Below are 23,098 nucleotides of genomic sequence, written 5' to 3'. Positions count from 1 at the left end.
TTGTTAAAGCCAGCGATTTTGATTAAATTTCACGCCGAAAGTTGAATATTCAGACAATCTCTGAGCAGTCGAAGGGAAGGTCTGACACTGGCACTCAGTGCCCGTTCTCACCCGGAGGCATCCCATGTTGAACTTTAAATCCGCTTTTGTGCTCCTGCTACTCGGCATGAGCAGCAGCGCAGTAGCCGCGGAGAGCCTTTCTGCGCCAACGCAAGCTCGCCCTCTACCAAGAGTTGCTGTCGAAGCACCAGCTGTGCAGATAGACTTCAAACTGCTTGAGCAAGAGCTGAGCCGTAACATTGCCGCCAGCGGCGAAGAGCTCAGAACCCAGGCGTTGGACGAGCCGACACTGCTGTTGGCAGAAGATGCTGCTGCCAGCAAGTTAGAGGCTCAGCTTAACTGAGCCCCAAAGGATTTCGCTGAACGTCAGCAGCAAAAAGCCGCATCGAAAGATGCGGCTTTTTGTTTATCAGGGGCGATAAACCTTGACGTTACCGTGCCCTTGCTCCTGAAGGTAGAGTGCCTGTAGTTTACTCATGACGCCCCGTTCACAGTAGAGCAGATAGGTCTTACTGCTATCAAGCTCTGCAAAGGCGCTGGCCAGCTTGAAGAACGGGATATGAACTATCTCGGCGCCCTCAAGTTGCAGCGGCTTGCTCTCTTCCTCTTCCGGCGCCCTGATATCCAGCACCACTTCGCCTTGGCCGACACTGGCGACGGTTTCGGTTTCCGTTACTTTAGTATCCATGTCGGTTGCTATCTCCCGAATATCCATAACCACGGCATCGGCAATAATCCTGTCCAGCAGATCTTCGGAAAACTTGGTTTCCTCGGCTTCAACCTTGGACAACACTGCCTTGACTGTGGGTTTTTGTGAAATCACACCGCAGTATTCAGGCATGGACTTGGCAAAGTCTTCTGTACCTATCTTGCGGCTCTCGTTGATGATGTCCTGCTTGTCCATGGTGATCAAAGGTCTGAGGATCAGGGTATCGACACAACGGTCAATCACATTGAGGTTGGTCAGGGTTTGGCTGGATACTTGCCCCAAGCTCTCGCCTGTGACCAGCGCCTGAATTCCCATACGCTCTGCCACTCTGGCGGCGGCGCGCATCATCATCCGCTTGAGTATGACACCCATCAAGCCGTTGTCTATGCGCTCGAGAATTTCGGCCACTACGGGCTCAAAAGGAACGGTCACAAACTTAACTTTATGCGACTCGCCATAGGTCTTCCACAAATGGTGTGCCACCTGCTTAACCCCGATTTCGTGCTGTGCACCGCCCAGGTTGAAGAAGCAGTAGTGGGTACGGGAACCCTTCTTGATAAATTGGAAACTGGACACCCCGGAGTCAAAACCGCCGGAGATCAGGGACAGCACATCTTCCTGAGTGGCAATCGGGAACCCACCAAGGCCAGGGATCTTTCTCTCTACCAGGTAGAGCTTATCGTTGTTGATCTCCAAATGAATAGTCATATCCGGGTTTTTGAGGCGCACACCGGCCGCTTCGGTAAACTGGTTAAGGCCACCACCTACGTAACGCTCAACATCCTGCGAACTGAAGTCGTGCTTGCCACTGCGCTTGGCGCGGACACAGAAGGTCTTACCCGCCAGTTCATCGGCATACACCTTGAGTGCCTGTTGGTAGATATCATCAACGGTTTCAAAACTGTATTCATTGACCTGACTGATGGTGGATATTCCGGGAATACAGGCCAAACGTTCGGCAAAAACTTGTTTTAGATGGGGTTTGTCTTTGGGAACCTGCACCATAATCCGATCCCACTGGCGGGTAACGGCAGCGTCTTCATCCACTTTCTTGAGCACATTGCGGATATTGGACTCGAGCATCTTGGTAAAACGCATTCTTACCGGTTTGCTCTTCATCATGATTTCTGGATACAGCTTTACGATAAACTTCATGGGGATCCCGAGGAAAAAAATTTCAAACAGCAATCGTGGGATTATAACAAAGACCCGCTAACTGGCACAGAGATTTGCCACTCCAAAGCCGAGTCCAGCTTACAGAAGCATAAAAAAAGCAGCCGTTTTCAGGCTGCTTTTTCTATACCAAAGTCATTAAAGATTGGGATCGACTTCAATCTCGTCAGACTCTTTGGGCTTGCCCTGCTCGATAGCGATCTCCACCCTGCGGTTACGGGCGCGATTCTCAGGCGAATTATTGGGCACCAGAGGCTCAGTCGAGGCCATGCCTACCACTTTCATTCTGCTGGCATCGAAACCGGGCACTTTAATCAATTCATGCGCCACGGCCACCGCTCGCTGGCTGGACAGGTCCCAATTGGAGCTGTAAAGCTCATTACTTATCGTCATATCATCGGTATGACCGGAGACTGTAATGATCCCGGGCACATCCTTGAGTAGCTCGCCCACCGCCTGCACTACCGGTTTGAATCTGGGCTGCAGGAAACCCGAACCTGAGGCAAAGGCGCCCTTCTCCCGAATACGGATGATAATCTGCTGTCCCAGAGACTCGATTTCAATAGCGCCGTCCACTATCTCTTTATTGAGCGCCTCGGCCATCTTCTTGACCTGCTCGTTAATCTGCTCCTGAGCCGCTTGCTGCGCCTGGGTCTTCTGATCCTCGGCCTGCTCCTGCGCCGTAGCTGAAGCCTCGCCGCCCCGTTGTTCGCCCCTTTGCTGCTGCACGCCGCCGGCGCTATCGTCATCCCCTTCCTGATACTCAAGGATCTGCTGGGTCATCTCATTGGTTTGCTGGTTGATGATCTCAATCGGAGTGGGGTCCGGGCGTCCGGGACGAAACTCCAGTGCAATCACAGAGGTACCTTTGGGAATATCTTTCACTTCGACCTTGTTCTGCACCCCGAAGGCGTATTTCATCGAGCCGGCTATCTGTTTGAACTTCATTACGTCCATTTCAGAAAAAGCCAGCAGCAACACGAAGAAACACATCAACAATGACATCAGATCGGCAAAAGTCGCCAACCACAGTGGTGCGCCGGGTGGCGGACAATCACACTTTGGCTTTTTGGCCATAGTGCTACTCCCCGTCCGTTGTATCTATCTTACGCTGCTTCTCAGACAGGTAATTCTTGAGGAAGCCCTCAATCACTCTAGGATTCTGACCATCCTGAATCGCCAGTACCGCGTCCATTATCAGGTTGCGGTTGAGCATCTCTTCATTCATCCGCAGCGCCAACTTATCAGCAATAGGGATCGCCACCATGTTAGCGAGTATCGCCCCATACAAGGTGGTCAACAAGGCCACCGCCATCGCCGGACCGATAGACTTGGGGTCATCCATGTTGGACAGCATGGCCACCAAACCTATCAGGGTACCTATCATCCCCATGGCCGGCGCCACATCACCAAAAGCCCGGAAAATACTGATCCCCGCCTTATGGCGCTCTTCGGTCAGTTGAATATCTTTCTCCAGCGCCTCACGCACCACATCGCCATCGTGACCGTCCACCAGCATGTCGACCGCTTTTTGCATAAAACTATTGGAAATTTGCGCCTCTTCAAGCGCCAGAAAGCCCCCCTTCCGGGCGGCATCAGCCATGGTGACCGACTGCTCAATCAACTCTTCGGGCTTGTCCAATTTGAACATGAACGCCTTGACAGCAATCTTAACCGCACCCAAAAACTGTTTGAGGTTGAACTTCATCATCACCACAAACAATGAGCCCACGAACACAATAAGTACTGATGGCACGTCAATAAAAATAGCAATGCCGCCACTACTGACCATTGCCATGATAATAAAAGCAAACGCTCCTATCAGTCCTATAAGGGTTGCTAAATCCACAGTGGCTCCTCACCTCTCAAGCAGACCCGACACAGTGTGGCCGGGATCTCTACTCCATACAAGCCGATCCGTCCCAAAGGGTGATATAGGATCTTGGCTATTCGCAGGAGATGAATATGATTATTTTCAACAGTTTCTATTTTGAGTTATCGGACAGGGCTTAGGCAAGTTTAGGAAGATTTTAATTTTTCCCCAAAAAAAGCAGCAACAAAGCGTGCTATTGAGCAAATAACGGGCGCTTCAATTTGACCCTCATCGCGCCCTGATATACCTTGTGTCACGCTGAGTACAATGCCAAGACACCTGCTGCCAAGCGCCTCTTTTTTGAACTCCCGCACCATGAAAATCAGGTCGCAGGAAAGGACCGGCAATCAAGGTGCACCAAGGAAACCAATGTGGCTAAAAAACCCGAAAATCTGAGTTTTGAAGAATCACTCAACGAGCTGGAACGCATAGTTGCCGAGCTGGAACGCGGTGAAGTGTCGCTGGACGATGCACTCAAACAGTTCGAACGCGGTATAGGCCTGGTGCGCAGCAGCCAGGCTAAACTCGAACAAGCGCAACAAAAAGTTGCCATTCTATTGGCCCAAGATCCGCAGGCGCCATTAAGTCCATTTGATGTTGAGGGTGAGTAAGTGTTAACCCAAGCTATCTCTCACTACCAACAAAGAGTCAACCAACATATCAATGCCGTTTTGGATGCCTTGGATGATACAGACACCAGGCTCAAGGCAGCTATGCGTCATGGAGCCCTGCTGGGCGGTAAACGTATTCGACCGTTTTTGGTCTACTCCGTAGGTGAAATGCTCGGTGTTCCGCTGAAACGTCTCGACAACTGCGCCGCGGCAATTGAGTGTATCCATGCTTACTCGCTGATCCATGACGATCTGCCAGCCATGGATGACGATGCCCTGCGCCGTGGTCAACCGACTGTACATATCGCCTTTGACGAGGCCACCGCCATTTTGGCCGGTGATGCCTTGCAAACCTTGGCCTTTGAGCTTATCAGCAACGACATTGAAGGTCTCAGTGACCGCCAACACTTGCGCTTGGTACAAGCGCTGGCCAAGGCCTCCGGCTACCAAGGAATGTGCGGTGGTCAGGCGCAAGATCTCAATGCCACAGACAAAGAGATCTCGCTTGAGCAGCTCACCGCCCTGCACAGATTAAAGACGGGAGCCCTGATCCGCTGCGCCGTCGAGTTTGCGGTCATTGCCGCCGATATCGATGATAATGAAAGGTTGGCACTGCTGGAATATGCCGATGCCATAGGTCTGGCATTCCAAGTACAGGATGACATTCTCGATATCATAGGCAGCACGGAAGAGCTGGGTAAGCCCCAGGGGTCGGATCTCGATGCCAATAAGAGTACTTACCCACGATTATTAGGGCTCGATGGCGCTAAGGCCACAGCCCAAAAACTGCTGGAAGATGCACTATCAGCGCTGGCCAAATTGCCATACAATAGCCAGTTAATTGCCGAATTCGCCCGCTATATCGTTGAGCGAAGAGTATAAAAAGAGACAAAGTATCTCGTTATGAGTCTGGATATCACTCAATTTCCTGTGCTGGCACAGGCCAATACCCCGGAAGAGTTGCGTCAACTTCCACAGAGTCTGCTTCCTCAGTTGGCCGACGAACTCAGGGCGTTTTTATTAAAATCTGTGGGCATGTCTAGCGGTCACTTTGCATCCGGCTTAGGCACGGTCGAACTGACCGTGGCGCTACATTATGTCTATAACACCCCGTTTGACCGCCTGGTCTGGGATGTGGGTCATCAAGCCTACCCGCATAAGATCCTAACCGGTCGTCGCGAACGCATGCCTTCCATCCGCCAAAAAGGCGGCCTGCATCCCTTTCCCTGGCGGGAAGAGAGTGAATACGACACCTTCAGTGTCGGCCACTCCGGCACCTCGATTTCCGCCGCACTGGCTATGGCGGTCGCCGCCGATAAAGAACAAGCCGGCCGTAAAGTGGTGGCCGTGATAGGCGATGGCGCCATGACGGGCGGCATGGTGTTTGAAGCCATGAACCACGCCGGCGATCTGCACAAAGACATGCTGATGGTGCTCAACGACAACGAGATGTCCATCTCGGAAAACGTCGGCGCCCTCAACAACCACCTGGCACAACTGATGTCCGGCCGCTTCTACACCACGATACGTGAAGGCGGCAAGAAGGTACTCAAGGGCATGCCCGTCATCAAAGAGATGGCGCGCCGCACCGAGGAACACCTTAAAGGCATGGTGGTGCCGGGAACCCTGTTTGAAGAGCTGGGATTCAACTACATAGGCCCTATCGATGGCCATGATGTGGATGCTCTGGTGGAAACCCTGCGTAACATGCGCAGCCTTAAGGGGCCACAAGTGCTGCATATCATGACCAAGAAAGGCAAAGGTTATGAGCCAGCGGAGAAAGATCCCATCGGCTGGCATGCGGTGCCCAAGTTTGACCCTTCGCAGTTTTGCAAACCGGCCACCAAGCCGGGGAAACCCAGTTTTTCCCAAGTGTTTGGCAAATGGCTGTGCGACATCGCCGCCAAGGATGACAAGGTACTGGGGATCACCCCGGCCATGCGCGAAGGCTCTGGCATGGTGGAGTTCTCCCAAAGATTCCCCGAACAATACTTCGATGCCGCCATTGCCGAGCAACATGCAGTCACCTTAGGCGCTGGCTTTGCCTGTGAAGGCTATAAGCCGGTCGTGGCCATTTACTCCACCTTCCTGCAGCGCGGCTATGATCAGTTGATCCACGATGTGGCATTGCAGCGCCTGCCGGTGCTGTTTGCCATTGACCGCGGCGGCATTGTGGGCGCCGATGGCCCTACCCATCAGGGCGCCTTCGATCTCAGCTACCTGCGCTGCGTACCCAACATGGTGATAATGGCGCCATCCGATGAAAACGAGTGTCGGCAGATGCTTTACACCGGCTACTGCTACGATAAGGGCCCAAGCGCAGTGCGCTACCCTCGCGGCAGTGCGACCGGCGCCGAGCAGGTTGAAGAGATGACGGCGATGGCGATAGGTAAAGGCCTTGTCAGACGTCAAGGCAAACAGATAGCCATTCTCAACTTCGGTACTACCCTGGCTGCCAGCCTGGAAGCCGCCGAAAGCCTGGATGCCACAGTTGCCGATATGCGCTTTGTTAAACCCTTGGATGAAGATTTGATCAAGGAACTGGCCGCCAATCATGACTTGCTGGTAACAGTGGAAGAAAACGCCATCATGGGCGGGGCGGGCAGTGGCGTGCTCGAGTATCTGGCCAGCCAGGGGATCTGCAAGCCTGTGCTGCAAATTGGTCTTCCGGATGAATTTATCAAACACGGCTCACCGGAAGAGATACTGACTGAGCTCAAGCTGGATGCCAGTGGTATTCTCGAGCAGATCCAAAACCGTCTCGCATAGGGTAAGCATCCGCTATCATTAAAAAAACCGCCTCAGGGCGGTTTTTTTGCTTCTCCGACCACAGGAAAGCCAGCTAGAGTTAAACTGAAGTAGCCGAGCTGTGTCTGCAAAATGATACCTTGGCATTCTCTTATGATTCTGGACTTTAGCAAAGGAGGCGCCGTGCCGGAAAGTAGGGCTTTGGTGTTGGGGGGCGGTGGTGCCAGGGCGGCCTATCAGGTGGGAGTGCTCAAGGCATTGGTGCAGTTTTATCCCCGCAATCACGCCATTCCATTCAAGATTGTTTGCGGCACTTCGGCCGGAGCCATCAATGGCACCGCCATCGCTACCCACGCCTCCTGCTTTCACCTGGGACTAAGAAAACTGGAATGGATCTGGCGTAATATCCACACAGAGCGAGTCTACCGCGCCTCCAATACCGGCGTGCTGGCACACCTGGCCAAGATGGCCCTTCGTGGCATGCAGGGAGATCTGGTCAATACCGACGCCGGCAGTTTGCTGGATAATGAACCCTTGCGGCAACTGCTCAATGAGCTGATTAACTTCGAGCGAATCGATCGCAACATCCGCGGTGGCTCCCTGATGGCACTGAGCATTGACACCTCCTGCTACAACAGCTCCCGCTCCGTGACCTTCTTCCAGGCGAATAAGGAACTTGAGAACTGGCAAAGAGCCAGACGCAGTGGCGAGCGCACCCGGCTACACACAGAGCACCTGATGGCCAGCTCCGCCATTCCTTTGGTGTTCCCATCAATTAAGCTATCTCAGTCCTACTATGGCGATGGTTCAGTGCATCAACTGGCGCCGCTGTCCAGCCCGATACATCTGGGCGCCAAGCGGATCATGGTGATCAACTTAGACAGCCCGCATAAGAACACCCCCGTTGAGTTGGATTATCATCCCAAGACGGCCACCATTGCCGGTCATCTGCTGGATACCATCTTTTCCGATACCCTGAACTCAGATCTGGAACGACTCAGACGCATCAATAGCACTCTGGCGCTGGTGCCGGAACCGAGCCGCCAACAGTTGGATCTACGGCCGATTGATACCTTGGTGATTAAACCCAGTGAAGATCTCAGCGAGCTGGCCAAGCGTTACTATCAGGAGATGCCCTTCGCCATTCGCCGGCTGCTGGCCTTGATCGGTATAGACAGCCAGTCGGACACCAGTATTGTGTCCTATCTGCTGTTTGAGAACGCCTACACAGGCGCCCTGATAGATTTGGGTTATCAGGACGCCATGTGCCAGATTGATGAATTGAAAGACTTTTTCGATATCAGTTGAGCATGAGTCAGGCGAAAAAGATAAGTAGGGCCAGCACCAGCAACACTGAGACCAGAGTCACGGCAAAGGTTGGTGTGGAGCCTTGCTCCCGCTCATTGGCGGTAACGGCTATGTTCTCAGCCCCCTGCTGTAAACCATAGGAATCGCTCTCAGAGCTGTCGACTGTGGTTTGCACTATGTGGTGGCGCTGAAACGGAATAAAGGGCTGGTTTGGGTCACCGACATAAAGACGCACTTCCCCCGTTTCACTTCGGCTCACCAGCGGCGGCAGTATGGTCAGCGCATCCAACTGATAATCCAGGGTCAAATCTTTCAGTTGGACAAGCGTGTAGCCCAGCGCCTTGGCTTGTTCCTGCAAGGCGGCCGACATCTCGTAGCTGGCCAGCTCGGCGTCGAGAACTACCAGCTTACCGGGTTTGCCATCGGGCTGTTGCCACAGACAGTCGGCCAGCCAGATCCCCTTGAGTGAGGCGTAACGGGCAAACAGTGCTTCCACCAGCTCCCAGGCATCGGCCTCTCCGGTGAGCCAAGGACTGATCTCCACATTGTTGACCCGCAGCACGCAGTCTTCACCATTGAAGCGCGCCGCCATATAGCTCAGGTAGGCTTGCTGATCTTCCACCGGCAGCACGAGTTTGCCCGCCAGCTCCAGCAACAGCACCTCATTGACATGAGCGGTCAGAATAAGCCGTTGCCAATGCATGGGTTTGAAATAGTAATCCGCCGGTTGTTTAAGATTCTCTGCAAGCACCCGGCTCGCCTCCGGCTCATCCATCATGGGAAGGTAGGCATAACAATGACTGGCCTGTTCATTGCCATCGATATTCACCGGCAGGATCAGCGGCACATCGCCATCACGGCAAAACAGCAGCTGCTGGGTAGAAGTCAAAATCTCAAACAGTTCCTCGAACGAGATATCGAGGCCATCATTACTGTCATGGGTCACGGTTGCCAACTCCTTGTAGGTCACTCGGGTTTGCGCTTATTCAGGAAAAGTCGCTGCAACATGCAGCCAAGCAGTCCTTCCCGGCATTCAACTCCACAAAGGTCGCAGAGTACCCCATTTAACGTGCAAATAAAACCAACGCCAGCGGCCGGGCAATCAGCCTTGAAGCAAAATAACTTCGGCTTTCTCCACCCTTCTGGGCTTGCCGCGAATAAGCAAGGTATCACCGGCGCGGAACTGCCAATCTTCATCCGGCGGCTCGTACTCCCTGCCGCCGCGGCGCACTGCTCTCAGTTCCACCCTGAGCTGTTGCCAGGGGATCTCGGCACTGAATTTTCCCACGGCACTGGCGCCTCTTGGCAAAGCCACCGCATGCAGTAATTCGAGAGAGAAGTCGGCTTCCTCACCGGAAAAGAAACCGTGCAGATACTGATAATGATTGCGCCGCTCCGACTCCAGCCGTTTGAGGATCCGCGACAAAGGGACCCCTGACTGATACAACACCTGAGATACCAGCATCAAGCTGCCTTCCAGAGTTTCCGGAATGACCTGACTGGCACCGGCCTGCTCCAATTGTTCAAGCTCGCTGTCATCCCGGGTGCGCACCATGATCCGCGCCTCGGGTGCCAGTTGCCTACACAGCACCAAGGCCTCTTCCAACTGCGGCTGCTCGCAAAAGGTCAGCACTATACTCTTGGCGTGGCGCACATTGGCTTGTTTGAGCAAACTGCGTTTACAAGCATCGCCGAAATACACAGGCTCTCCGGCCCGGCGCGCCTCGGCAACCCGGGAGGGATCCCGATCGAGGGCAATAAAAGGAATAGCTTCGGCCTTGAGAAACCGCCCTATGGTCTGCCCAACCCGGCCATAACCCAGCAGCAGAACCAGATCTTGCTGGGGATCCAAAGGCGGCAGGTTTTCCGCCGGTTCCGGCCTGGGTTTAAGGCCCTGCAGCAGCCTGGCTATGTCTATGCTATGACGCACCAATGCCGGCGCCAGTGCCATGGACAGTACGGCAACCATCACCAAAGTGTTACTGACACTGGGGGCCAACAATTGATAACTCACCGCCAGGGCCAGCACCACAAATGAAAACTCCCCCACCTGTGCCAAACTGAGGCCGGTGGACATGGCCACCCGAAACGGCTCTTTAACCAGCCTCAGCAAAGCAAAGACAATAGCCGTCTTACCGACTATCACCGCCAGCAGCAACAGCAAAATTTGCCACCAATAGGCCAGCACCAGACTGAAGTCGAGCAACATACCTATGGAGATAAAAAACAGTCCCATCAAGAGATCCCGAAACGGGCGAATATCCGCCTCCAACTGGCGCCGGTACTGGCTCTCCCCCAGAAGCATCCCTGCCATAAAGGCCCCCAATGCCATGGACAATCCCAGCCACTGAGTAAAGGCGCCGGTCAAGAGCGCTACCACTAGAGTCGACAACACAAACAGCTCGTTGGAGCGGGAGCGGGCGACTTCATCAAACAGTTTGGGCAGAGCCCACTTACCAAAAGCCATCAGCACAATAAAGGCCAGGATCCCCTTTCCCAGAGCGGTCCCAAGCTGCAGGACAGTCAAAGGCTCGCTGCCATCGGCAAGTAAAGGCAGCAGAATAAGCAAGGGCACCACCGCCAGGTCCTGAAACAGCAACACACTGACCGACAGTTCGCCATGGCGGCGCTTGAGCCAGCCCTTGTCGTTGAGCAGTTTCAGCACTATGGCGGTGGAAGATAAAGCCGTCACTGAACCTATCACCAGCGCCTGAGTCACGTCGCTGATAAAGAGTAATCCGCCCCCCATGGCCAGCAAGGTGGTCAATACCACCTGAGCACTGCCGAGGCCAAATACAGTGCGGCGCATGGCCCAGAGCCTGGGTACAGAAAACTCCAGTCCCAGGGTAAACATGAGTAGCACCACCCCAAGTTCGGCCACCGACTGCATCTGGTGCTGAGAAAACCAATTGAATCCGGAAGGACCGCTGATAACCCCCGTCAGCAGGTAGGCCAGAATAGCGGGTAAGCCTATACGCCTGAGCAAGGCTATCGCTACTATGGCAATAACCAGCATCAAAAGGATCTGGATAAAGAATCCATGTTCCATGCGCACTCTCCCCGTTGGCAAATGGTTCAATTGATAATTTTGTCGGCGTCAAATACTTGTCACCCCAATATGCAAGTTGACATCAGCAAGCTTAACTCAATGAGATCTATATACAAATCAGACAAAAGCCTATCAGGCACGCATTTTGCATTGTAACGCTCGTAAAAGGTTTTACCTTATTGGAGTATTTATGATGGACTTCGGTCTGGCAACAGAGTTTTACCCTGAAGACTATCGGTATCTGTCTGATCAACCTCGGACTATCCGCCCAAAAACGGATCTACTGCAGGCGATCCAACGATTACATGCCAGTCTCAACCCACGGACAGTGTTTGCCTGCTATGGCAAACTGCTGCAACAATATTTGCCGGTGTTGGGAGTGCAGTTGCGCCTGAAAGGGCATCTGTTTTATTGGGGACGTACCTCTCAAAGCATGATCAGCCGAGAGTTCTCCAGTAAGTTGGGAACAGCCAAGTTATGTTATCGTCTGCAAAGGCCTCTAACGCCATTCGAGCAGACTGAGCTTGCACAAATTGAGGCTCTCTTGTCGCAACCTCTGCTTAACGCCATCGCTTATTCAGAGATGTCGGAACAGGCGATGTATGATTCCCTGACAGAGCTTGGCAACCGCCACTATTTTGGTCAGTGTATCCGCACTTCGCTCGCCAGAGCAGGACGAGCTCACAGCCCAATATCTTTGGTAGTGCTTGATCTGGATAATTTCAAGCAGCTCAACGACACCCTTGGCCATAAATTCGGTGACAGAGTACTCAGCAAATTTGGCAAACTACTTAAGAGTGGCATACGTAATGCCGATCAGGCCTTTCGCATCGGTGGCGACGAGTTTGTAGTTTTAGTGGAAGGTAATCTTGAGTCGGCAGTACGTATGAGCGAACGCTTACTCGAGATGCTCGCCAAAGAGTCTTTGTTTATCCGTCACAGTGTCGCTTGCAGCATAGGCATAGCCGTCTGGAGTGCCGGCATGAATCAGGATCAACTGTTCGAACAGGCAGACCGTGCTCTATATCGCGCCAAAGCCGCCGGTCGTAACAGATATTGTATCGCCACACGCGACTGAGAACATCAATAATCAAAAGTCCGGGGCTCTCACTGAGTCAGTGAGATCGCGGCAATAAACTACGACACAGAACTCCAGAGAGCTATTGGTTCTCTGGCAATGGCGACCGCCCCTAACGGGCAGTTCCAAGTTAAAACGCGAGTCCACTTCCAGTATTCCGACCATCAAAGCGACTCTTGTGATAGCGGCAGCTCGACATGACCCAGCCATAAAATAGCAACCAACAATTCCCGATAAGGCCTGTCTACTCTTCCAAGCACTCTAGAGACTCTTACCTATGATTATGTATAGACAAAGATGTTCGCCTGACGCTAGGTTCAACAGAGGGAAAAGACAGATAGCAAAACGACCTGCGATTGCAGGGCGTCTTACTTCTTTGCTATTTGGTGCGCATGGAAGGAGTCGAACCTCCGACCGCCTGGTTCGTAGCCAGGTACTCTATCCAGCTGAGCTACATGCGCTTAATCCGGAACTCAGAAAGCTTGGCTTTCAAAGTATAGTAAAGAATGGCGGAGAAGGAGGGATTCGAACCCTCGATGGGAGATAAAGCCCATACTCCCTTAGCAGGGGAGCGCCTTCGGCCACTCGGCCACCTCTCCGCGTAAATTGGTGCGCATGGAAGGAGTCGAACCTCCGACCGCCTGGTTCGTAGCCAGGTACTCTATCCAGCTGAGCTACATGCGCTTAAATTCATTGCGTATTTTAATTGATATCTGGTGCGCATGGAAGGAGTCGAACCTCCGACCGCCTGGTTCGTAGCCAGGTACTCTATCCAGCTGAGCTACATGCGCTTTCAGATAATCAATTTTCTTAGCAGACTCTAGGGTTTCAGATGGTGCGCATGGAAGGAGTCGAACCTCCGACCGCCTGGTTCGTAGCCAGGTACTCTATCCAGCTGAGCTACATGCGCTTGATCATCTTGAAAAACTAAAGCAGGAATGGTGCGCATGGAAGGAGTCGAACCTCCGACCGCCTGGTTCGTAGCCAGGTACTCTATCCAGCTGAGCTACATGCGCAAATGACATTCTTTACTGCTAAAACGGAAAATGGTGCGCATGGAAGGAGTCGAACCTCCGACCGCCTGGTTCGTAGCCAGGTACTCTATCCAGCTGAGCTACATGCGCATATTTTACGTTAAGAAATGGCGGAGAAGGAGGGATTCGAACCCTCGATGGGAGATAAAGCCCATACTCCCTTAGCAGGGGAGCGCCTTCGGCCACTCGGCCACCTCTCCGTTTTCTTGGCGCACATATTACTGTTTGAAGAAAATAAGTCAAACCCTTTTTCCGAAACCTTTTCCGTTTGTCCTGTTTTTAATCACATCACCTAAATAACGCGCAAATCCTGTGCTATCAAGGGTTTTCAGGCGCCAGAAAATAAAAAAGCCAGTTTAAAAACTGACTCTTCTATTCCTGACGGAGGTTCACTTTGTGTCGCCTCAGAAGTTACCACCTTCAGAAGGGGTTCCGGTTTTCTCAGACTGAATACGCTGATAAATCTCTTCACGGTGCACAGAAACTTCTTTGGGTGCATTCACACCTATACGTACCTGATTCCCCTTCACACCCAGCACTGTCACTGTGACCTCGTCACCAATCATCAGTGTTTCGCCAACACGACGAGTCAAAATCAGCATTCGATTGCTCCTCTAGTTTCCATATCTTCTACACACGGCGCTCATCCGTCGTAACCATTATTATAAGGTGAGCTTAGTACAAATTAATAGTATTCAATACTAAATCCGTTGTTTAATTACACCTTATTTAGTTCAAAAGCGTGATGTAGAACCCGAACTGCCCTGTGTAAATCCGATTCATCTATTACCAAAGACAGCTTTATCTCTGATGTTGCCATCAACTTAACATGAATTCCTTCATTCCCCAAGATATCAAACACCTTGGCGGTTGCCTCTGCTCTTCGATGCACGCCTGCACCTATCACAGAGACCTTTGCCAGGGCTTTTTCAAACACCAATGGCCCGAGCAATGTTCCAAGTTCAGGTGCATCGAGCGCCTTTAACGCCCACGGGAGCCTACTGGAATCCAAAGTAAAGCTGACACTATTTTCGGTACCGGCTTTGGTTACCAGATCCACTTCAATGCCGTTTTCGGCCAACAGTGAAAATACTGCCGCAAAGGGATCAGATGAGTCATCGGTGCGGCTCAAACTCAGCATCGCCTGCCCTTTACTGCAAGCAATACCCGCTACTTGATTACGCTTGTCTTCACAGGCATCGAAACGGATCAGTGTGCCACTACCGGGCTCAAAGCTGGAAAGTACCCGTAATGGAACCCGAAAGCGCTCGGCATAAGACACGGAATCCGGATGTAACACCTTGGCGCCCAACCGAGCCATCTCCAGCATCTCTTCGAAGCTGATGGCATCGAGCTTCTGGGCGCTCGGCTCGATATTGGGATCTGTGGTATAGACACCGGCCACATCGGTAAAAATTTGACATTCCTGCGCCTTAAGCGCCGCAGCCAAAGCCACCGCCGTGGTATCCGAGCCACCACGACCAAGAGTGGTCACTTCCCCGAATTGATCCCGCCCCTGGAAGCCGGCCACTATCGGGATAATTCCCTGCGCCAGCAACTCCTGCAGGTACTGAACATCCACTCGTTCGATACTGGCACGGCCAAACTGACTATTGGTATGGATTTGCACCTGAGCTGCATTGAGCGACTTGGCCTTGACACCACGTTTTGTCAAGGCCATCGCCATCAGCGCAATACTCACCTGTTCGCCAGTGGAGACCAGCATATCCATTTCCCGCGCCGAGGCTTCAGGGTCAATCTGCCCCGCCAGCGCGAACAGGCGGTTGGTTTCACCGGCCATGGCGGAGAGCACCAACACCTGATGCTCGCCGCTCAGTTGCGCCTTGGCAACCTGCTCGGCAATCACCTCGATGCGCTCAATGGAGCCTACCGAGGTGCCGCCGAACTTCTTGACATACAGTCGCTCGTTACTGCCTGAACGTACTTCTTGTGTCACATAGACCTCGTTGGTGGCGAAATTATGCCAGACGTTCAGTCAGCCAGGGCGTTACCGATGCCAATGCCTGAGGCAAGTTGGCAACTTCACTACCACCGGCTTGGGCCATATCGGGACGGCCACCGCCCTTGCCACCAACCTGCGCAGCCACCATGGCCACCAATTCACCGGCCTTCACCTTAGCGGTCAGGTCTTTAGTCACCCCGGCGATAAGGTTTACTTTGTCGCCATGGGCCAGCCCCAGCACCACTACACCAGACTGCAGCTTCTGCTTGAGCTCATCTTGCAGACCACGTAGAGAGCCTGGGTCAATGCCTTCGACCTGTTTCACCAAAACCTTAACTCCGGCAATCTCTTGCGCATCGGCAACCATATCGGCGCTGGCAGCGGCAGCCAGTTTATCTTTAAGCTGAGCAACCTCTTTTTCCAGTTGACGACTACGCTCCAACTGCGCCTTGAGCTTGGCGACCACTGAGTGACTGTCAGCCTTCAATAAGTTAGCGGCATCACTCAACTCTTGCTGTTGCTCGGCCACGAAGGCCATGGCGGCAGCACCGGTTACCGCTTCAATACGGCGAATACCGGCGGCAATACCGCCTTCTGATGTGATCTTGAACAGACCTATGTCACCGGTGCGCCCCACATGGGTACCACCACAAAGCTCAATCGAGAAGTCACCCATGGTCACAACCCGAACCTGAGCATCGTATTTCTCACCAAACAGGGCCATGGCGCCCTTGGCTTTGGCCTGCTCTATGTCCATCTCAGCCGTTTTCAGTTCGTGGTTACGACGGATCTGGGTATTGACCATCTCCTCAACCGCCTTGAGCTCTTCAGGCTTAACCGCTTCAAAGTGAGAAAAGTCGAAACGCAAACGATCAGGCTCCACCAAAGAACCTTTCTGGGTTACATGCTCACCCAATACTTGACGCAGTGCGGCGTGCAGCAGATGAGTCACAGAATGGTTCAGCTGGGTGCGATGGCGTAGTTTCTTATCGACTTGCGCAAGTAACTCCTGACCCAGCGTCAGTTTGCCTTGGCTCAGTTGGCCGATATGACCTGTGGCCTGAGCATACTTTTGGGTGTCACTCACCTCAAACAACAGACCTTCGGCTGTCAATTGGCCCTTATCACCAACCTGACCACCCGATTCGCCATAGAATGGGGTTTTGTCCAGGACGATAACCGCTTGCTGACCGACTTGCAGAGTGTCGACCGCCTGACCATCGACATAGATGCCGATAACCTTGCCGTTGCCGCTGAGTTCACTGTAACCGCAGAACTCACTGTCGGCATCAATCTTCAGCCCGGCGTTGTAATCGGCACCAAATTGACCGGCGGCCTGAGCCCGACTACGCTGCTCGGCCATCGCCGCATCAAAACCATCTTCATCGACCTTGATATTACGCTCGCGACAAACATCGGCGGTCAGATCCATAGGGAAACCATAGGTGTCGTAGAGCTTGAATACGGTTTCACCATCCAGGGTGTCGCCCTTGAGCTCAGACAGAGCCGCATCCAAAATACCCAGACCACGCTCAAGTGTACGGGCAAACTGTTCTTCTTCGGCTTTCAGCGCCTTTTCTACTATGTTTTGGGTCGCCTTCAGGCCTTTGGCAGCATCACCCATCACATCAATTAAGGCAGGCACCAACTTATAGAAGAAGGTGTCGGTAGCGCCCAACTTGTTACCATGTCGCACGGCGCGGCGAATGATACGCCGTAGCACATAACCCCGGCCTTCATTAGATGGCATCACACCATCGGCAACCAAAAAGGCACAAGAACGTATGTGGTCGGCAATAACCCGCAGGGATTTATTTTCCAAATCAGTCACGCCGATGATCTCGGCCGTCTTGGCAATCAGAGTGCGGAATACGTCAATTTCATAGTTGGAATGCACACCTTGCAAAATGGCGGCAATACGTTCGATACCCATCCCCGTATCGACTGATGGCTTGGGCAGAGGCTCCATTACACCATCGGCCTGACGGTTGTACTGCATGAAGACTATGTTCCAGATCTCAATAAATCTGTCACCATCCTCTTCCGGTGTACCTGGGCGGCCGCCAGGGATATGGTCACCGTGATCATAGAAAATTTCAGTACAAGGACCACAAGGGCCTGTATCACCCATCTGCCAGAAGTTGTCTGAAGCATAAGGTGCGCCCTTGTTGTCGCCGATACGGATAATGTCCTCGGCAGGAACCCCTATCTGCTTGTTCCAGATGTCAAAGGCTTCATCGTCAGATTGATAAACGGTAACGCACAGACGTTCCTTGGGCAGCTTGAGCTCTTCAGTCAAGAAGGTCCAGGCGAAGCGAATGGCATCTTCTTTGAAGTAATCACCGAAGCTAAAGTTACCCAGCATCTCAAAGAAGGTGTGATGACGGGCCGTATAACCCACGTTATCCAGGTCGTTATGTTTACCACCGGCGCGAACACAACGCTGCGAGGTAGTGGCGCGGCTGTAACTGCGCTTATCCATTCCGAGGAACACATCTTTAAACTGGTTCATCCCGGCGTTGGTAAATAGCAGAGTGGGGTCATTGCCTGGCACCAGTGAACTACTGTCGACTACCTGATGGCCATTCTTGCGGAAAAACTCCAGGAAAGCACTTCTGAGTGCTGCTGTGGTTTGATACATATATCGTCCTGAGTTGCTTAAGCCTGAATAATGTAGAAAAAGTGGTCTAAAGGCGTAAATCGCCCGGCCACTCAAGCGTTCTTTTGCCAAGCATTATAAGCATGCAGCGCCAGAATACCAATTAGATTGCGCAGGGTATGACGCCTGATACAGCCGGGATACAGAGAGTATTCTCGACATTAACAGAAACTAGATTGCCGGAGCCTACAAATACGTTTTCCATAGGCATTGGATAGCGCTGCGAGAACAAAAATGTAAAGTAACAAGGAGGATATGAAGCGGGTTAACAGAACCTGTCAATATCTGTGACAAACACTACAACAAGTATTTGAGTTGTGCGCCACTATCGAGTGTAAACACCGGCTTTAAACATAAGAGGAGTGAAGATAGTCTTTAAAACGCCGTCAATTCGGATATTTTATTTACAGACATATAGTTGTGGAAGAGACTGTTGCAGGAGGGGCTAAGTCAGTCGTAAGGGTCATATTCAAGGGCGTATGCCACTTGATCATAACTAAAGCCCTGCCCCATCAAGTGACGAATTCGACGAGCCTTTTCTTTCATATCATCAGCGGGACTATCGCCGAATTTCTTCAGCGCGCGGCTGCGCGCCAAGGCAAACCAGTCACAATCACAGGCATCCAAGACCTGTTCGATACATTGCTTATTCAAGCCCTTTTGCATCAGTGCCTGACGCACTTTCCCCGGGCCATGGGCCTTGGCAATATGGCTGCGCAACAAGGCTGCAGCGAAACGCTGATCATCGATAAAACCTTTGGCTTCCAGACCATCCAAAGTCTGTTCCACCTCCGGCGACTCAAAGCCCTTGTCCAGCAAGCGGCTCTTGAGTTGCTCGCGGCCATAGTCGCGGCGCGCCAATAGCGCGACCGCAACATCCATTACCGACTGGCTCAGAAGACTTCTCCGGTTTCCAGATCGACATTGCCTTCACCTGTCTCGGCGCTGGCAGGGGCTGCTTCTGCTTTGCTAAGCAGTTTGGCGCGCAGTGCCGCTTCGATTTCGGCTGCCACTTCAGGATTTTCCTTAAGGAACTTACCGGCATTGGCGCGGCCTTGACCTATCTTGTCACCTTTGTAGCTATACCAGGCGCCGGATTTTTCCACCAGCTTGTGGGCTACACCCAGGTCAACCAACTCACCAGTACGGTTGATCCCCTGACCATAGAGAATTTGGAAGTCGGCTTGTTTGAAGGGGGCGGCAATCTTGTTCTTAACCACTTTAACCCGAGTTTCGTTACCAACAACCTCGTCGCCCTCTTTGATAGCGCCAGTACGGCGGATATCGAGACGAACGGAGGCGTAGAACTTAAGGGCGTTACCACCTGTGGTGGTTTCAGGGTTACCAAACATGACCCCTATCTTCATCCGGATCTGGTTGATGAAGATAAGCAGAGTATTGGACTGCTTGAGGTTACCGGCCAGCTTACGCATTGCCTGACTCATCATTCGGGCCGCCAGACCCATGTGAGAATCACCGATTTCACCTTCGATTTCAGCCTTGGGAGTCAGAGCCGCCACTGAGTCAACAATGATGACATCAACGGCGCCACTGCGAGTCAGCGCATCACAGATCTCCAGCGCCTGTTCACCAGTATCAGGTTGAGAACACAGGAGGTTATCGATATCCACGCCCAGCTTCTTGGCGTAGATAGGATCCAGTGCGTGTTCGGCATCGATAAAGGCACACACTTTGCCTTCACGCTGCGCCGCGGCAATCACTTCCAGTGTCAGGGTTGTTTTACCAGAAGATTCAGGACCATAGATCTCAACAATACGGCCCATTGGCAGACCGCCGGCCCCCAGGGCCACGTCCAGAGAAAGTGAACCGGTAGAGATGGTTTCGACATCCATGGTTCTGTCTTCACCCAGCTTCATGATAGAACCTTTACCGAACTGCTTCTCTATCTGTCCCAGAACTGCGTTAAGCGCCTTCTCTTTGTTTGGATCTATTTTCATTCCTGTTCCCTCTTGATTGCGGCGCAATGCGTCGCCTGAAATCTATGTTGCCGCTCCTTTTAAGAGCTTTGGCGTCAAAACCAATCTGCCACCTAGTATACTGTACAATCATACAGTATCAAGTGCTGGTGATAATTTATTTAAAGGCCGCTTGCGGATCAATCACTTGTGACCGAAAGCATAAAATTTCCCCGCCCACGACTGGTTCAGTGATGAATAACTGATACTATTGGCGCCATTGTCAAAAGGGCAACCGCTCTTGGAAACACAGTCAAGGATACATCTGAAAGCTCCCATGAATGCAGTGATCACGCCTATGGATAACCCGGATTTGGAAAAACACACCCCTATGATGCGCCAGTATCTGTCGATGAAGGCGCAGCATGCCGAAATGCTGCTGTTTTATCGCATGGGGGACTTTTACGAGCTGTTTTATGATGATGCCAAAAAAGCCTCCGAGCTCTTGGGTATCTCACTAACTGCCAGGGGCAAGAGTGGCGGCGATCCTATTCCTATGGCGGGTATTCCCTATCATGCGGTGGAAGGTTATCTCGCCAAGCTGGTGCAGCTCGGTGAGTCGGTTGCCATCTGTGAACAGATTGGTGACCCGGCCACGTCCAAAGGGCCGGTCGAGCGCAAAGTGGTGCGCATAGTGACTCCCGGAACTCTCACCGATGAAGCGCTGCTGCAAGAGCGTCAGGATAACTTGCTGGCCGCCGTCTACGAAGGCAAGAACGGTTTTGGCTACGCCACCTTGGATGTGGCCTCCGGCCGTTTTGTGATTGCCGAGCTAACCACCCTTGAATCATTAGAGGCCGAGCTGCAACGCACCAAACCGGCCGAACTGCTCTACAGCGAAGACTTTTCCCAACAAAGCCTGATTGCCGGCATCAAGGGCAAACGCCGTCGTCCCGAGTGGGAGTTTGACTTGGATACCAGCATGCGATTGTTGCTGGATCAGTTTGGCACCAAAGATTTGCGTGGTTTTGGCATAACAGACGCCAGGCTGTCACTGCAGGCCGCCGGCTGCCTGATGCAGTATGTCAAAGATACCCAGCGCACCGCCTTGCCCCATATCAATGCCATTACCCGCTTTAACCAGAGCGACAGCATAGTGTTGGATGCCGCCACCCGGCGGAATCTGGAACTGACGGTGAATCTTGCCGGTGGCCGGGACAATACTCTGGCTTCGGTGCTGGATGCAACCGCGACCCCCATGGGTAGCAGGATGTTACAGCGCTGGATCCATCAGCCACTCAGAGATCATCAACAGATAGGCCTGCGGCAAACCGCGGTGGCGGAGTTGATTGCCAGCGGCCTGTTCGAGCCGTTGCATGACGACCTCAAGGCGCTCGGTGATGTGGAGCGGATCATGGCGCGCCTGGCTCTGAGAAGCGCCCGCCCGAGAGACTTTGCCCGTCTGCGACAAGCGCTGGCGCTGTTGCCGCAACTGCAGCAACTATTGGCAAACACCCAAAGCCCCGAGCTTGGCCGTTTGAAACACCAGCTCAGTGAATTCCCTGAAGAACTCGCTCTGCTGGAGCGGGCCATTGTCGACAACCCACCGGTACTGATTCGTGATGGCGGCGTGATCCGCGATGGTTATCATGCCGAACTGGATGAATGGCGCCGCCTTAGTGAAGGCGCCAGTGACTATCTGCAACAGTTGGAAGTCAGGGAAAAAGAGCAAACGGGAATAGCCACCCTGAAAGTCGGTTTCAACCGGGTACACGGCTACTATATCGAAGTTTCCCGCGGCCAGTCGGCGCTGGTGCCCCTGAGCTATCAAAGACGCCAGACATTGAAAAACACCGAGCGCTATATCATCCCAGAACTGAAAGAGTATGAAGAGAAAGTACTCTCCAGTCAGGGCAAGGCGCTGGCACTGGAAAAGCAGCTTTGGGACGAGCTGTTCGATCTCCTGCTGCCCAAGCTCAGCGAGTTGCAGGCCTTTGCCATGGCGGCGGCCGAGTTGGATGTACTGAGCAACTTTGCCGAGCGGGCCGACAGCCTCAACTACCACCAACCGGAGTTGAGCGATAAGCCGGGCATACATATTGAAGCCGGGCGTCACCCCGTGGTTGAACGGGTCAGCCAGGCTCCCTTTATCGCCAACCCGGTAACCCTTAGCCCTGAGCGTAAAATGTTGGTGGTCACAGGCCCCAATATGGGGGGGAAGTCCACTTACATGCGTCAGGTGGCGCTGATCACCCTGATGGCGCATATCGGCAGCTTTGTGCCGGCAGATAAGGCAATTCTGGGGCCCGTTGACAGGATCTTCACCCGTATCGGCGCCTCGGACGATCTGGCCTCGGGCCGCTCCACCTTTATGGTGGAAATGACAGAAACGGCCAATATTCTCCACAATGCGACCGCAGAGAGTCTGGTGCTGATGGATGAGATTGGCCGCGGCACCTCCACCTATGACGGCTTGTCACTGGCCTGGTCAGCGGCAGAATATCTGGCCCAGCGACTCGGCGCCATGACACTGTTTGCCACCCATTACTTCGAGCTGACTCAGTTGGCAGAGTTGATGCCCCAGGTTGCCAATGTGCATCTGGATGCCATGGAGCATGGCGACAGCATAGTCTTTATGCACGCAGTGCAGGAAGGAGCCGCCAGCAAGAGCTATGGTTTGCAGGTTGCTTCACTGGCCGGTGTTCCAGCCTCGGTGATCAAGGCCGCCAAATTGAAACTGCAGCAACTTGAAAGTCGCGATCACGGTCAAGAGCCCCATGTTCAGGCACAGGCCACACTGCAACTGGAAACACCGCCATCTGAGCTTGAACTTCTGCTTGGCAGGCTGAACCCGGATGAACTCAGCCCAAGAGAGGCGCTGGACTTAATCTATAAACTCAAGGCGTTGGCAAACTAA

17 protein-coding genes and 8 tRNA genes are annotated in these 23,098 nt (G+C 52.9%); 7 read left to right on the top strand and 18 right to left on the bottom strand.

Features of this window, described 5'->3' with window-relative positions; all coding sequences use genetic code 11:
• Positions 1-124 precede the first annotated feature (124 nt).
• Positions 125-403, top strand: coding sequence for a hypothetical protein (locus K5621_RS06485; RefSeq protein ID WP_221050736.1), 279 nt, complete (start codon positions 125-127; stop codon positions 401-403).
• A gap of 66 nt (positions 404-469) precedes the next feature.
• Here the strand turns inward: K5621_RS06485 and thiI are convergent, their stop codons facing one another.
• The 3 genes from thiI to pomA all read right to left on the bottom strand — a co-directional run bounded on the left by thiI (position 470) and on the right by pomA (position 3,791).
• Complete coding sequence (gene thiI / locus K5621_RS06480) at positions 470-1,924, bottom strand: tRNA uracil 4-sulfurtransferase ThiI (protein ID WP_100141906.1); 1,455 nt, start codon at positions 1,922-1,924, stop codon at positions 470-472.
• A 156-nt stretch (positions 1,925-2,080) separates the two neighbouring features.
• Positions 2,081-3,019 carry a flagellar motor protein MotB gene (locus K5621_RS06475; protein ID WP_100141907.1) on the bottom strand — a complete coding sequence of 313 codons (939 nt, stop codon included), beginning with the start codon at positions 3,017-3,019 and terminating at the stop codon, positions 2,081-2,083.
• Positions 3,020-3,023: 4 nt separating this feature from the next.
• Positions 3,024-3,791: a flagellar motor protein PomA gene (gene pomA, locus K5621_RS06470; protein ID WP_100141908.1), complete on the bottom strand. Its 768-nt coding sequence runs from the start codon at positions 3,789-3,791 to the stop codon at positions 3,024-3,026.
• Between the two features lie 395 nt (positions 3,792-4,186).
• On the opposite strand from pomA, the gene xseB reads away from it, so the two are divergent.
• The 4 genes from xseB to K5621_RS06450 all read left to right on the top strand — a co-directional run bounded on the left by xseB (position 4,187) and on the right by K5621_RS06450 (position 8,482).
• Complete coding sequence (gene xseB, locus K5621_RS06465) at positions 4,187-4,426, top strand: exodeoxyribonuclease VII small subunit (RefSeq protein WP_025012016.1); 240 nt, start codon at positions 4,187-4,189, stop codon at positions 4,424-4,426.
• The gene (ispA, locus tag K5621_RS06460; RefSeq protein ID WP_100141909.1) at positions 4,427-5,308 is read left to right on the top strand and encodes a (2E,6E)-farnesyl diphosphate synthase; all 882 of its coding nucleotides are present in this window, start codon (positions 4,427-4,429) and stop codon (positions 5,306-5,308) included. It begins immediately after the preceding gene.
• 21 nt (positions 5,309-5,329) lie between these two features.
• Positions 5,330-7,195: a 1-deoxy-D-xylulose-5-phosphate synthase gene (dxs, locus tag K5621_RS06455; protein ID WP_100141910.1), complete on the top strand. Its 1,866-nt coding sequence runs from the start codon at positions 5,330-5,332 to the stop codon at positions 7,193-7,195.
• Between the two features lie 162 nt (positions 7,196-7,357).
• The gene (locus K5621_RS06450; protein WP_221050735.1) at positions 7,358-8,482 is read left to right on the top strand and encodes a patatin-like phospholipase family protein; all 1,125 of its coding nucleotides are present in this window, start codon (positions 7,358-7,360) and stop codon (positions 8,480-8,482) included.
• Between the two features lie 7 nt (positions 8,483-8,489).
• Here K5621_RS06450 and K5621_RS06445 read toward each other — a convergent pair whose 3' ends face one another.
• Entirely contained in the window at positions 8,490-9,428 is a 939-nt protein-coding gene (locus K5621_RS06445) for a hypothetical protein (RefSeq protein ID WP_221050734.1), read from the bottom strand.
• Between the two features lie 156 nt (positions 9,429-9,584).
• Positions 9,585-11,531, bottom strand: coding sequence for a monovalent cation:proton antiporter family protein (locus K5621_RS06440; RefSeq protein WP_221050733.1), 1,947 nt, complete (start codon positions 11,529-11,531; stop codon positions 9,585-9,587).
• Between the two features lie 190 nt (positions 11,532-11,721).
• Here K5621_RS06440 and dgcS point away from each other — a divergent pair, with 190 nt between their 5' ends.
• Positions 11,722-12,609, top strand: coding sequence for a diguanylate cyclase DgcS (gene dgcS, locus K5621_RS06435; protein ID WP_373289251.1), 888 nt, complete (start codon positions 11,722-11,724; stop codon positions 12,607-12,609).
• A 384-nt stretch (positions 12,610-12,993) separates the two neighbouring features.
• On the opposite strand, the gene K5621_RS06430 is transcribed toward dgcS, so the two are convergent.
• The 13 genes from K5621_RS06430 to recA form a co-directional block, all read right to left on the bottom strand.
• A tRNA-Arg gene (locus tag K5621_RS06430) sits at positions 12,994-13,070 on the bottom strand.
• Positions 13,071-13,116: 46 nt separating this feature from the next.
• Positions 13,117-13,208: transfer RNA gene (locus K5621_RS06425), tRNA-Ser, on the bottom strand.
• A gap of 8 nt (positions 13,209-13,216) precedes the next feature.
• Positions 13,217-13,293 (bottom strand) — tRNA-Arg (locus K5621_RS06420).
• 30 nt (positions 13,294-13,323) lie between these two features.
• Positions 13,324-13,400: transfer RNA gene (locus tag K5621_RS06415), tRNA-Arg, on the bottom strand.
• 42 nt (positions 13,401-13,442) lie between these two features.
• Positions 13,443-13,519: transfer RNA gene (locus K5621_RS06410), tRNA-Arg, on the bottom strand.
• Positions 13,520-13,548: 29 nt separating this feature from the next.
• Positions 13,549-13,625, bottom strand: a tRNA-Arg gene (locus tag K5621_RS06405).
• Positions 13,626-13,656: 31 nt separating this feature from the next.
• A tRNA-Arg gene (locus tag K5621_RS06400) sits at positions 13,657-13,733 on the bottom strand.
• A gap of 18 nt (positions 13,734-13,751) precedes the next feature.
• Positions 13,752-13,843, bottom strand: a tRNA-Ser gene (locus K5621_RS06395).
• A gap of 204 nt (positions 13,844-14,047) precedes the next feature.
• Entirely contained in the window at positions 14,048-14,245 is a 198-nt protein-coding gene (gene csrA / locus K5621_RS06390; RefSeq protein WP_025011666.1) for a carbon storage regulator CsrA, read from the bottom strand.
• A gap of 116 nt (positions 14,246-14,361) precedes the next feature.
• Positions 14,362-15,600 (bottom strand): aspartate kinase, encoded by a 1,239-nt coding sequence (locus K5621_RS06385; RefSeq protein WP_221050732.1) that lies wholly within the window; start codon positions 15,598-15,600, stop codon positions 14,362-14,364.
• A 22-nt stretch (positions 15,601-15,622) separates the two neighbouring features.
• Positions 15,623-18,247, bottom strand: coding sequence for an alanine--tRNA ligase (gene alaS / locus K5621_RS06380; protein ID WP_221050731.1), 2,625 nt, complete (start codon positions 18,245-18,247; stop codon positions 15,623-15,625).
• A gap of 468 nt (positions 18,248-18,715) precedes the next feature.
• Positions 18,716-19,147: a regulatory protein RecX gene (locus tag K5621_RS06375; protein ID WP_342370150.1), complete on the bottom strand. Its 432-nt coding sequence runs from the start codon at positions 19,145-19,147 to the stop codon at positions 18,716-18,718.
• An 11-nt stretch (positions 19,148-19,158) separates the two neighbouring features.
• Positions 19,159-20,223, bottom strand: a complete 1,065-nt coding sequence (gene recA / locus K5621_RS06370) for a recombinase RecA (protein WP_025011663.1) — start codon at positions 20,221-20,223, stop codon at positions 19,159-19,161.
• A gap of 316 nt (positions 20,224-20,539) precedes the next feature.
• Between recA and mutS the strand changes: the two genes are divergently transcribed.
• Positions 20,540-23,098, top strand: a complete 2,559-nt coding sequence (mutS, locus tag K5621_RS06365) for a DNA mismatch repair protein MutS (RefSeq protein ID WP_425332469.1) — start codon at positions 20,540-20,542, stop codon at positions 23,096-23,098.

This window comes from Shewanella carassii, from assembly GCF_019670705.1.
GTDB classification, from domain to species: Bacteria; Pseudomonadota; Gammaproteobacteria; order Enterobacterales; family Shewanellaceae; genus Shewanella; species Shewanella carassii.
Note: the sequence above shows the minus strand (reverse complement) of the source record. Positions and strands in the feature narration are given on the sequence as shown.

Coding starts and splice junctions, on each gene's coding strand:
- dgcS (WP_373289251.1), top strand. CDS start 11,722: ATGATGGACTTCGGTCTGGCAACAGAGTTTTACCCTGAAGACTATCGG.
- mutS (WP_425332469.1), top strand. CDS start 20,540: ATGGATAACCCGGATTTGGAAAAACACACCCCTATGATGCGCCAGTAT.
- alaS (WP_221050731.1), bottom strand. CDS start 18,247: ATGTATCAAACCACAGCAGCACTCAGAAGTGCTTTCCTGGAGTTTTTC.
- recA (WP_025011663.1), bottom strand. CDS start 20,223: ATGAAAATAGATCCAAACAAAGAGAAGGCGCTTAACGCAGTTCTGGGA.
- K5621_RS06485 (WP_221050736.1), top strand. CDS start 125: ATGTTGAACTTTAAATCCGCTTTTGTGCTCCTGCTACTCGGCATGAGC.
- K5621_RS06475 (WP_100141907.1), bottom strand. CDS start 3,019: ATGGCCAAAAAGCCAAAGTGTGATTGTCCGCCACCCGGCGCACCACTG.
- dxs (WP_100141910.1), top strand. CDS start 5,330: ATGAGTCTGGATATCACTCAATTTCCTGTGCTGGCACAGGCCAATACC.
- K5621_RS06375 (WP_342370150.1), bottom strand. CDS start 19,147: ATGGATGTTGCGGTCGCGCTATTGGCGCGCCGCGACTATGGCCGCGAG.
- K5621_RS06440 (WP_221050733.1), bottom strand. CDS start 11,531: ATGGAACATGGATTCTTTATCCAGATCCTTTTGATGCTGGTTATTGCC.
- csrA (WP_025011666.1), bottom strand. CDS start 14,245: ATGCTGATTTTGACTCGTCGTGTTGGCGAAACACTGATGATTGGTGAC.
- thiI (WP_100141906.1), bottom strand. CDS start 1,924: ATGAAGTTTATCGTAAAGCTGTATCCAGAAATCATGATGAAGAGCAAA.